The organism is Sporosarcina sp. Y1009, from assembly GCF_057669865.1.
This window is the reverse complement of sequence record NZ_JBYHFO010000007.1, coordinates 38,674-50,716: the sequence shown is the minus strand read 5'-3', so window position 1 is coordinate 50,716 and position 12,043 is coordinate 38,674. Positions and strand designations below refer to the sequence as shown.

Genomic DNA, 12,043 nt, shown 5'->3' with positions numbered 1-12,043 from the left:
CATAAATTTCTGTAAAGAATTAAAAAGGATTCGCCTATTAGGCTACTGATTTGTTACAATAGATAGAAATAGTGTTGTAAGGAATAGGATGGTGTTGGTTCATGATGCAAGATGTGATCGTAGAAGTATTAAAAGCTGCATCTTTATTTTTTCTCAATCCGCTATTTGTGGCCACACTAATTGCAGCTGTGTTCTTAGGCTATTTTCGTGTAAAAAGGGAGCGACGTAGCTTCAGAGTCCGTTTGATGCCTGGACTTACTGATTTAAAGCGTCTATTATCTGAGTCATGGCCTTATGCGATTATTTTGTCAGTTCTCATTTCCGGTGTAGGATTAATAGTAGAAATTGAGTGGCTTGCTTTGTTCTGTGTTGCAGCGTTTATTGGATTAATCTCTTTTTATTATAAAATAATGTCGCCTATTTATTTTGTTGCAGTCGCCTATTTTACAGTTTATTTCATGCAACGATATGCAAGTGAATTCACATTTCAAGGATGGTCTTTATCGCATATTGATTTATACGGAGAAATGGTCATAACAGTTGCAATCATTGCAGGATTATTACTCGTTACTGAAGGGTTTCTGGTTGGTCGATTTGGAGAGAGGGATGCATCTCCATTTTTGAAAAAGACAAAAAGAGGTCTACATGCTTCCGTTTTTAAGGCAAAGCGCCTTTGGCTATTGCCGGTAATATTTATCGTTCCAGGTGACTTAATCAGTGCTTATTTACCTTATTGGCCACAATTCACACTTGGACAAAATGCATTTGCATTTATCCCTGTTCCACTAATTATTGGGTTTTCTCAAGTAATTAAATCGACATATCCGGAAATCATTTTCCCGAAAATTGGCCGACGTGTGATTGGATTAGGCCTTGTTGTACTTGCTTTAGGCGTTGGCGCGATTTGGGTTCCAATATTAGGTGTCATCGCCTTAATAACTGGTGTTATAGGGCGAATGGGGATTTCTATTGTTGTTTCGATTCTTGAGCGAAATGCAGCATTTGCAGTGGCCCCGCGGTCGTCTGGTGTTGTCATTGCAGGTGTGTTACCAAATTCACCGAGCGATAAGATGGGGTTACTTCCGGGAGAGTGTATTCGGACAGTCAACGGTCTTGAAGTGAAAAATGAACGTGAATTATACGATGCGATTCAAATTAATGCTGCGCATTGTCGGTTACAAGTTCTTGGACGTGATGGTGAGGTAAGGCTGATGCAACAGGTTATTTATCGTCATGATCATCATCGCCTTGGAATATTGGTGATACAGTAAGAAGGACTGTTTGGGTTAAGGAAGGTTGTTGTTTTTAATGGATTCTTTTCTAACAAAATTTATTCTCGCAGCTTTCATGCCTGGTTTACTTGTTGTTTTATTTACACGTATTACATTTCACCACGTTGTTGGGCTTTTATTAACAGCTGGTTTAATCGCGGCTTCTGTTTACGCGGGTTATACGCATAATTGGATATTATATACTGTAGACGCACTGTCGCTAACAATCGGTTTTTGGTATGCAAGCCGAATGGTAAAGCGAGCGCGTAAACATTTAGATATTGAATAATCTTTCGGAAAAAGTATGAGGATAATTTTATCTCATACTTTTTTATTTATTAGAGAGTAGTGGAGCAAAAAGTATGTCCAGACGGGATCTGCGCCTAGCGTCTAGAGTATTGGTGTGGGAAAGAAAAAATCGATTGACCGTTTTGAAAATAGAAATTTATGCAACCAAAAACCAGACTGCAGGGAGCAGTCTGGTTTTTACATAAATAAACTATAAACAGCAAGGATGCCTATTGTTCCTAGGACGACAGACATGACACCGCCGCCTATTATTGCGATTAAGAACGCCGCCCCAGCGCCGATAATCCCAAACAATATATTTCCTTCTTGTACAAATAAGATCCCTGGAAAAATCAAAGCGCCGAGCACGGCATAGGGAATATTACGTAGGACACCTGAAACGATAGGCGGTAATTCTTTGCCCTCCAGAAACGTTAATGGAATCATTCTCGGAATATATGTAACTAGCGCCATGCCGAAAAGCATCCACCAATAAGTTGGTCCCATTTTACGATTCCTCCCTTGTGTAAACCATATCAGGCGTTTTTCTTCGCTTTTTATAAATAATTTCGACTAAAATTGATGAAACTAATGTTGAAACTAGAATTGCCCAACCTGTCGATAAAAGTCCTGTAAAGTAAAAGAAACAATGAATAATCGCAGCGATACTCGCCAACATGACTACTTTTCTATTACCTTTCATTGAGGGGACAAGTAATCCAACAAACATGGCGAAAAGAGCGATCGACATTGCAGCTTGTAAGAAAAGTGGTAAGTTTGCACCGACAACATGTCCGACTGCTGTAAAGAACACCCAACTTGCGTAGGCAATGATTGTGACGCCAAATGTAAATGCTGTCGTAATTTTATTGTTTTTACTAGTGGCTAACATCGAAAAAGACTCATCTGTTATCCAGAATGAATAGATGGCTTTAATCCAACGTTTTTCAGATTCCAACTTTTCATTTAATGAGGCGGTCATGAGAAAATGTCGAATGTTCACGACAAATGTATTCATGACAATTAGCATGGGGTTAACTGCATCTGCGATGAGACTCAGTGCTATGTATTGTGAAGCACCGGCATATACAAAGACACTCATTGCCATCGCTTCCATCATTGAGAGTCCAGCAGTTTTTGCAAGTAACCCAAAAGTCAGCGCAACGGGAAAATAGCCAATTGCAATACTCATGCCGGCTTTTACGCCAGATAAAAACGTATTATTCTCCATTTTGTCACATCTTTCATTATTGTTTGTCTGATTATACTATACTTTCATGTAAAACTAATGGAATAGGTGATAATATTAGTTTATTGGGTATACTTGTCATTATAAGTCGTGAGACGTAGCGAGGGTGATTTGGGTGAATGAGTGGTTAGATGTTGATAAAATTATTGAGTTATCTCATCAATATAGAGCCTTAGGACCATTAATCGGAATTCTGTTTCCGTTTATCGAATCATTTCTACCTTTCTTGCCTTTATTTGTATTCGTTTTTGCAAATGCAAGTGCTTTTGGATTAGGATACGGAATAATATTGTCTTGGGTAGGAACGACTGCAGGCTCATATGCCGTATTTTTGTTGATTCGAAAATATGGAAACGCACGTGTTTTTCGTTTTATAACAAAAGGAAAAAGAGTTCAAAAGCTAATTCAGTGGGTGAACCGCAATGGATTTGGTCCTTTGTTTTTGTTTATATGTTTTCCATTCACGCCTTCTGCATTAGTGAACCTAGTTGCGGGATTATCAGGAATTAAAAAAACACATTATTTTCTTACATTAATGGCTGGTAAACTAGTCATGATTTGTACTGTTAGTTTTATAGGATACGATCTAAAAGCATTACTTACACAACCGATTCGAACTGCAGTCGTGGTGTTCATTGTTTTTTTACTATGGTTGGTTGGAAAAAGACTAGAACATCGTTTAACGCAAAAAGTAGATGCGGATTTTCGAAAGATAGCAGAAGAAAATAAGAAAAAGAGTTAGACCTGATTATAATAGTACCTGCAGCTCCTTTCCTGTACAATGGAGAGAAAGAATTGCAGGTTTTTTTGCGTTTAAAGGAGGGGAAATGCGTGTCATTACGGTTTATTACTGGAAGATCTGGAACTGGAAAAACAACATTTATCCAAAGAGAAATTGCTGAAGAACTTAAACGTCGTCCAATAGGGGCGCCTATATTTATCATTGTACCGGACCAAATGTCTTTTTCTGTTGAACATAGTCTTTCAGTTAACTACGGCTTAAATGGAATTATTCGTGCGCAGATTTTAACATTTAAACGTCTAGCATGGCGCATACTTCAGGAGGTTGGCGGCATTACTCGAAAGGAAGTTAACGGTTTCGGTTACCGGATGCTTGTTCGAAGTGTTTTAGAAGAACATCATGATGAATTTAAATTATTTCGTCAAGCTGCAAGTAAACGGGGCTTTACGGAGCAAATTGGTGATCTTTTAAAAGAGTTTAGTCGTTATCTAGTAGACTTTCAAGCGATGGATAATCTTCATCATCAATTACAAGCAGTCAATGCACCGCGTACTTTAATAGATAAGGCAAGTGATTTCTCTTTGCTGTTGGCTAAAATCGAGGAAAAACTTGGAACTACTTATGTTGATAGTGAAGGCCATTTGGCACTATTATCAATGCAAATTCAACATGCGCCTCTTTTAAAAGGGGCAGATATTTACTTGGATGGATTTGAGAGTTTTACTGCAAGAGAATATGAAATTATTGCAGAACTATTAAAATATGGGAATCGTGTAACGGTGACCCTGCCTATGGAGTCTAATTCATCGGGTTCAGCAGATCATGAATTATTTTTTAATCCTGTGCGGACTTCGTTACGTTTACGTGAAATTGCCTATTTGGAGTCAATTGAAGTTGAAGATGGTGTTCATCTACAAGAAGCTTTGCGCTTTGCCAATGACGATTTGAAACATCTTGAATATGCATTTGATCAGTACCCAACAAATTCAAAACCGTCAGAAGGGCATGTTACCTTTATCGAAGGATCAGATCGACGTGCAGAAGTTCATGCCGTGGCAAGGACGATTCGAGAATTGATGTTATCAGGAAAAAGATATAAGGATTTAGCTATTTTGTATCGTCAACCAGAGAAGTATGATGAATTAATTGAAACGATTTTTCCACATTATGAAATTCCAGTTTTCATCAGTCGGAAAAAGCCAATGTTGCATCATCCACTCATTGAGTTATCGCGTTCCGTATTAGAAGCTGTGACCTCGGGTTGGTCTTATGAGTCAATTTTTCGGGCAGTGAAAACTGATTTATTTTTCCCGCATGGTAAAGAATTGACTGTTTGGCGAGAAAGAGCTGACCGATTAGAAAACTATGTTCTTGCTCGTGGGATCTATGGGTCGCGTTGGTTTGAAGAGGACCGTTGGAAAGTGAAAAAGTACCGCGGCTTAGAATTGCATTCCGAAATTCAAACCGATGAGGAACTAGCGATGCAAGAAGATTTGCATCGTGTACGTGACTTAATAAGTGAGCCGCTACGGAATTTTGAATTGCAGTTGAAGGCAGCTAAAAATGGTAGGGAAGTTGCCGAGGCCCTATTTTTGTTTATAGAACAGTTGCGTGTTTACGATAAGGTAATTGACTTACGAGCCGAAGAGGAGCGCGCAGGACGCCTGTTAGGTGCTACAGAACATGAACAGGCTTGGAATGGTTGGATTGATGTTTTGGATCAGTTCGTATTGATGTTTGGAGACAAGGAAATCAAACCGAGAGATGCAGCGCGCATTTTAGATGAAGGATTTGATTCACTAGAATTTACTCGAATTCCTCCATCATTAGACCAAGTGACGGTGTCTTCCATCGAAGTGTCAAGTCTAATGGATACGGATGCTGTTTTTGTCCTTGGTGTTAATGATGGTGTACTTCCACAGCGAATTGATAACGAAGGCATTCTGTCAGATGGTGACCGAGAATGGTTTTCACAAGTAGGCTTAGAATTGGCACCCTCATCCAAGATGAAACTAATGGACGAAACATTTATCGCCTATAGAGGCTTTACTGCACCACGTGAAAATCTATATATTTCATATCCGATTGCGGATGAAGAGGGGAAGGCCTTACTGCCATCTTTGTATATTGCTCGGATTTCGCAACTTCTCCCGGGGATTATCACTAAAACAGCGGTATTAGATCCCTTTGAACACCAAGAAGAAGATAATCGATTTGCATATATTAGCCACCCAAGAGCCGCATTACCATTCGCAGCAATGAAGCTTAAATTAGCCGCTCATAAGAAACAGATTACACCAGAATGGCTAGCTGTGCTCGCGTATTATGAAAGAGATATATACTGGTCGTCTGTTCTTAGGCGAATTCGTCGTCCAATGGAAGTCGGAAATAAGACAGACAAACTGACAATTGATTTGACGAAAGGACTTTACGGAGAATCTTTTGTCTCAAGTGTATCTCGTATTGAATCCTATTATAGTTGCCCATTTCAACACTACGCTTCTTTTGGACTAGGTTTACAGGATCGTTCAGAGTATAAACTTGAAGCACCGGCTATTGGCGATCTATTTCACGCAGCGCTTAAATGGATATCTGATGAAACCATGCGTTTAGGTAAATCATGGTCGGAGTTATCAAAAGAAGAATGTTGGCGATTGGCTCATGACGCGGTAGAAGATATTACACCATACTTTTTCAATCGGATTTTATCCTCTACGAACCGATATGTGTACATTAAACGGAAATTAGTCCAGGTGATTCAACGGACTATTTATTCTCTCAGTACTCAAGCTAAATCGACGAATTTTAAACCGATTGCGATTGAAGCAGGATTCGGACCAGGGGAGCGATTACCGTCTTTGGAAATCCCTTTACAAAGAGGAAAACCGCTGCAACTTCGTGGAAGAATTGACAGAATCGATGCTTCTGAGATTAAAGGGAAAAACTATATACGTGTGATCGATTATAAATCATCTGCAAGAGAACTAGATTTGGCTGAAGTGTATTATGGTTTGTCGCTACAAATGATGACTTATCTAGATGTTGCGCTTGAACATGTTGACGAATTACTAGGGTTTCATGCAGATCCAGCTGGATTATTGTATGTTCATGTTCATAATCCGATGATTCGTCCAGATGAAGAATTATCAGCTCAACTTGTAGAAGCTGAAATTGCCAAATCCTATAAGATGAGGGGCTTTTTACTCGAGCATTCGGATGTTGCTGAGGCAATGGATTTTGAGATCGGTAGGACCTCATCCATCATTCCAGCAGCCTTAAAAAAAGATGGTGATTTTACTAAACGATCGAAAGTATTGGCATCGGAAGATTTACAAATGATGCGCGCTTATGTCAGAACTAGGCACCAAAAAGCAGGAAATGCAATGCTTGCGGGCGATACGCGAGTTTTTCCGTATAAGTTAAAAGATAAAATGCCTTGCCAATTTTGTTCCTACCGTTCCGTTTGTCAATTCGACCAAACGGACCCAGCAGGGCAGTACCGTCAATATGAATTGTTTGATGCAGCTACTTCACTTGAAAAAATGCGTCAGGAGGTGTCTGAAGATGATGAACATACCCGTGAAACCTGAGGGACTTACATTTACAGATGAACAGTGGAAAGCAATTTGGGCTACGGGAAGAGATGTCCTTGTATCCGCTGCTGCTGGTTCTGGAAAAACGAAGGTGCTCATATCGAGGATGATTGAAAAAGTAGTCGATGAGAAAAATCCAATCGACGTAGATCAATTGCTTGTCGTTACATTTACCAATGCTGCCGCCGCAGAAATGCGCCACAGAATGGCAGAGGCACTGGAAGAAGCGATTGCTGAAAAACCATCATCCATTCATCTAAGAAGACAATTAAATCTGTTGAATAAAGCACAGATATCGACGCTGCATTCATTTTGTCAAAATGTCGTTCGACAGTATGCATATTTACTGGATATCGACCCAGGCTTTAGAATTGGTGACAGTACAGAGGTCGCGCTTCTTCGCGATGATACGATTAGTGAAGTCCTTGAGGATGCCTACAGTTCAGAAAACCCAGAATCTATATATAGATTAGCTGACAGTTTTACATCAGACAGAGATGATCAGATGATTGAAACGCTTATGAGTCGTTTATATGACTATTCACGTGTTCATCCATCGCCAGAAAAATGGTTACGAAGCATTCCTGAACAATATGAAATCGAGCATATCGACTTTGTAGATCACCTAGAATTCATTGGCCCATTAAAAACGGCCATCTTGCATTCGCTTGAAGAGGCTGCAGCATTAACTGGAGATTTAAGACGAATCGCTTTAATGCCAGAAGGCCCTGAAGCGCTTTTAGGAACTGCCGAAACAGATCTAATCTGGATTGACGAAGCGATTCGGCGTATGACCGAAGGGACATGGGAAGAAACGCATGAATTTTTTAGCACGCTTAAATGGGTTCGAGCAGGGGCGATAAAAAAAGGGACCTGTGATGAAGAATTAGCGAACCGGGCTAAAAAAATTCGAGATGTCGTGAAGAAGATTGTTAATGATATAAAAGAAAGGTATTTTATCCGCACACCTAACCGGTTGCTAGATGAAATTAAGTTAATGGCACCTGCCATGCATACATTAATTGAATTAGTAATTGACTTTGGAAGACGCTACGAAGCTGTGAAAATTGACAGAGCCATTGTCGATTTTTCAGATTTAGAACATTATGCCCTCAGAATTTTGTCCATTGAAATAGATGGTGAGTTACAGCCTTCTGATATTGCTATCGATTACCGCAAACGTTTTTCTGAAGTGCTTGTAGATGAATACCAAGACACGAATTTACTTCAAGAAACGATAGTCAATTTAGTAAAAAACGGTAATGATAAAAATGGGAACTTGTTTATGGTCGGAGATGTTAAACAATCGATTTACGGTTTTCGTCTTGCCGAACCCAATCTGTTTCTAGGGAAGTATAAAAACTTTACAACAACTGGTGAAAATTCTGGATTAAAAATTGATTTGAATGCAAACTTTAGAAGTAGAAAAGAAGTATTGGATTCAACGAATTTCATCTTTTCTCAAGTGATGGGAGCGCGTGTTGGCGATATCGATTATGATGAGGCGGCAGCACTTAAATACGGTGCACAGTATCCTACAAAAGATGTACCAGCAGAACTGACAATCCTTTATGAGGATGATGAAGAATCAGGATTAGGACTAAATGACGAAGATTCTGAGTTAGGGGAGCAAAGTCTTAAAAGTTCTCAAGCAGAAGCGCGTTTCATAAGTAAACGTATTAAGGAATTAATGGCATCAGGTGCAGAAGTATCGGATGCATTTTCGGATAAAAAGCGACCCATTGAATACAGGGACATCGTCATTCTCATGAGGTCAATGACATGGTCAGCTGAATTTGTTGAGGAGTTTAAGTTAGCAGACATTCCAGTGTATGCAAATTTATCACGTGGTTACTTCGAAACGCTTGAAGTCATGATTATGTTAAATACACTTCGTGTTATAGATAACCCTTACCAAGATATTCCCTTGGCATCTGTTTTGCGTTCACCATTTATCGGTATGACTGAAAACGAGCTCGCTAGAATTCGTCTGGCAGACAAGAAGTCATCGTTTTATGATGCGCTAAAAGCATTTATGGCAACCGAAGGCGCAGGAATAGATCCTAGAACACAAGAGAAACTACAACGTTTCTTTGGACAATTTAGCGACTGGAGAAATTTAGCGCGGCGTGGTTCATTATCCGAACTAATTTGGCAAGTTTATACAGATACACATTATTATGAAATGGTTGGCGCTATGGTCAATGGCAAACAAAGACAAGCCAATTTACGTGCGCTTCATGACCGTGCAATTGATTATGAAAAAACCTCTTTCCGTGGCTTGTTCCGTTTTCTTCGGTTTATCGATCGCATGAAAAAACGCGGGGACGATTTGGGCGAGGCAAAATCCCTTAGTGAAACGGAAGATGTTGTTCGCATAATGACCATACATTCATCAAAAGGTCTGGAGTTTCCTTATGTCTTTATTTCTGGTATTGGCCGGAAGTTTAACAAAATGGATTTTAATGAAGCCTATTTATTTGACCAGCATTTTGGTCTGGCTGTGAAAGCAATTGACCCAGATAACAGAATTACGTATACATCTTTGCCGTTTTTGGCGATGAAAGAGAAAAAAGAATTGGAAATGCGTGCTGAAGAAATGCGGATTTTATATGTTGCAATGACGAGGGCAAAAGAATATCTTGAGCTTGTTGCATCTGTAAAAGATATTGAGAGAGAGATTGGCAAATGGCAGGATGCCCAATTGGTTGATCCCTCATTAATGTTACCGGAATATACACGTTCAAGAGCGAATAGTTATCTAGATTGGATTGGCCCTGCAGTCGCCCGGCATCCTGACTTTGGAAAGTTTGACATTCTTCCAGGTGGCCAGTTTGTTGTCGATTCATCGAAATGGAAAATTGATGCCTTACCCTTCTCATCCGTGATGAATCTCAATTTAGGGTTAGCTGATAGCATGGAAGAAGAGGAGCTTATTCGTGAAGATGATCAATATAATACGGCTGAAATAGATGGTGAAATTTACGATGAAGTTAAACGCCGTTTCGATTGGACTTACCCACATAATGCTTCTGTCGGCAAACGATCGAAGCAAACCGTAAGTGAATTAAAACGCATTTCCATTCTCACGCAACAAGAAGATGAGGATCCATTTATGGAAAAAGGGGATGAAGTAAGCACTGCTTATCTTCATGCTCGACCGAACTTCATGCAAACTCGATCACTGTCGCCTGCAGAGATTGGTACAGTGATGCATACAATTATGCAGCATATTGACTTCGGAATCGAACAGAATGCAGAAACTGTAGGACAATTGATTTCGTCATTAACAACACGCCAATTATTGACTGCTGATGAAGCAAATGCAGTAAAAGTCAAACATATAACACAGTTTTTTCAGTCGGATATGGCTACTCGAATACAGCGTTCAAGAAAAGTGTTTCGGGAATTGCCTTTTACGTATGCACATGACGGCGGTGATGGCGATTATCAAATTATTCAAGGGATTGCGGATTGTCTGTTTCAAGAGGATGATGGTTGGGTTTTACTAGATTATAAAACAGATAGCATCCAGCGAAGATTTAAGTCGGATGATGAAGTTGAAAAAGAGATGCATAACCGCTATAGTGTTCAACTAAATGTCTACAAACGTGCAATTGAATCAATCATGGATAGCAAGATTAAAGAAATGGTGCTGTATCTTTTTGACGGAGAATGTACCGTGCAAATTCAGGGGGACGAAGAAAATTGAAATTGTCACCAATAGCTGCAAATGATCGAATAGAAGCACTTGATATCATAAGAGGCTTTGCGCTGCTAGGAATATTTATCGCAAATATGTTATTTTTTCATTCTCCATATATTTATGTGGATCCACTGTCGTGGTTCTCAGCAGGGGATGCACAGACTTTCACTTGGATCGATATTTTTGTGCAGGGTAGTTTTTATCCGATTTTCGCTTTATTATTTGGCTATGGTATCAATATGCAATATGAAAAAGCGCAAGATAGAAATCAATCATTTGTACCGATCATGTCAAGACGGTTAGGAATTCTCTTGGGCATAGGATTTATACATGGCTTGCTAATCTGGTCAGGCGATGTGCTATTTACTTATGCTGCATTAGGATTTTCATTATTGATATTTGTTCGTATACCTGCAAAATGGCTCGCCATAATTGCAGGAGCTCTTTACCTAATCCCGGTTGCAATCATGTATAGCGCAACTAGATTTTTTATGAATCTAAGCCCAAATCTAATCATGGATGATTACACGGATACCTATCAAGTGGAACGATCAATCGATGTCTTTGCAAATGGTTCATTTGGAGATATATTCATTTTCAGGTTTTTAGAGTGGCTAATCCTTGGTCTGGGTGGAACTTTCCTTGGGGCTTTTATTGTGTTACCAATTATTATGTTTGGTGCGGCTTTATCCAAATGGAAAGTAATTGAACGTTCGAAGGAATTTACGAGTCGCTTAGTAATAATGGCGATTATCACCGTAGCATTGGGCATTTATATTAAAGCTCTTCCTTATTTGAATCAGCCGTCAGCAGATCTCATTCAACTTCAAGATACAATTGGTAATGTGATTTTGGCAGCAGGATATGTAAGTCTACTTTTACTACTATGTAATTTACCATTATTTCGTGCGATGTTCAGGCCTATTGGAAAAGCTGGCCGAATGTCATTGACGACTTATATTACGCAATCGGTAATTGCAACGCTTATTTTTTATTCGTATGGGTTTGGTTTGTATGGCAAGGTTAGTTTGAGCACAGGTACGTGGCTTGCGCTTGGCATTTTCATAGTACAAGTGATTATTGCAGAGCTTTGGTTATCGAATTTTCGAATGGGCCCGCTGGAATGGTTGTGGAGAAAAGCAACCTATGGAAGAAGTTTCGCGGAAAAGAAGGAATAGGCGGAACGCTTGTCGA

At 39.6% G+C, this 12,043-nt stretch carries 8 protein-coding genes; 6 read left to right on the top strand and 2 right to left on the bottom strand.

Annotation, left to right across the window (positions count from 1 at the left end):
* The first annotated feature begins 101 nt into the window (after window positions 1-101).
* Both AC25Y1_RS10395 and AC25Y1_RS10390 read left to right on the top strand, forming a co-directional pair.
* A complete protein-coding gene (locus tag AC25Y1_RS10395) occupies window positions 102-1,271 on the top strand; it encodes a PDZ domain-containing protein (RefSeq protein ID WP_488147913.1) in 1,170 nt (389 codons plus the stop codon).
* Window positions 1,272-1,308: 37 nt separating this feature from the next.
* On the top strand, window positions 1,309-1,560 hold the full coding sequence (locus AC25Y1_RS10390; RefSeq protein ID WP_488147912.1) for a CsbA family protein: 252 nt from the start codon (window positions 1,309-1,311) through the stop codon (window positions 1,558-1,560).
* 197 nt (window positions 1,561-1,757) lie between these two features.
* On the opposite strand, the gene AC25Y1_RS10385 is transcribed toward AC25Y1_RS10390, so the two are convergent.
* Window positions 1,758-2,066, bottom strand: coding sequence for an AzlD domain-containing protein (locus AC25Y1_RS10385; RefSeq protein ID WP_488147911.1), 309 nt, complete (start codon window positions 2,064-2,066; stop codon window positions 1,758-1,760).
* Between the two features lies 1 nt (window position 2,067).
* Window positions 2,068-2,790 (bottom strand): AzlC family ABC transporter permease, encoded by a 723-nt coding sequence (locus AC25Y1_RS10380; protein WP_488147910.1) that lies wholly within the window; start codon window positions 2,788-2,790, stop codon window positions 2,068-2,070.
* Between the two features lie 133 nt (window positions 2,791-2,923).
* On the opposite strand from AC25Y1_RS10380, the gene AC25Y1_RS10375 reads away from it, so the two are divergent.
* The 4 genes from AC25Y1_RS10375 to AC25Y1_RS10360 all read left to right on the top strand — a co-directional run bounded on the left by AC25Y1_RS10375 (window position 2,924) and on the right by AC25Y1_RS10360 (window position 12,027).
* Window positions 2,924-3,550: a TVP38/TMEM64 family protein gene (locus AC25Y1_RS10375; RefSeq protein ID WP_488147909.1), complete on the top strand. Its 627-nt coding sequence runs from the start codon at window positions 2,924-2,926 to the stop codon at window positions 3,548-3,550.
* An 89-nt stretch (window positions 3,551-3,639) separates the two neighbouring features.
* On the top strand, window positions 3,640-7,140 hold the full coding sequence (gene addB, locus AC25Y1_RS10370; RefSeq protein ID WP_488147908.1) for a helicase-exonuclease AddAB subunit AddB: 3,501 nt from the start codon (window positions 3,640-3,642) through the stop codon (window positions 7,138-7,140).
* The gene (gene addA, locus AC25Y1_RS10365) at window positions 7,118-10,855 is read left to right on the top strand and encodes a helicase-exonuclease AddAB subunit AddA (protein WP_488148085.1); all 3,738 of its coding nucleotides are present in this window, start codon (window positions 7,118-7,120) and stop codon (window positions 10,853-10,855) included. The genes addB and addA overlap by 23 nt, the downstream gene beginning before the upstream one ends.
* Window positions 10,852-12,027, top strand: coding sequence for a DUF418 domain-containing protein (locus AC25Y1_RS10360; protein ID WP_488147907.1), 1,176 nt, complete (start codon window positions 10,852-10,854; stop codon window positions 12,025-12,027). Before addA ends, AC25Y1_RS10360 begins: the two co-directional genes overlap by 4 nt.
* Window positions 12,028-12,043 lie beyond the last annotated feature (16 nt).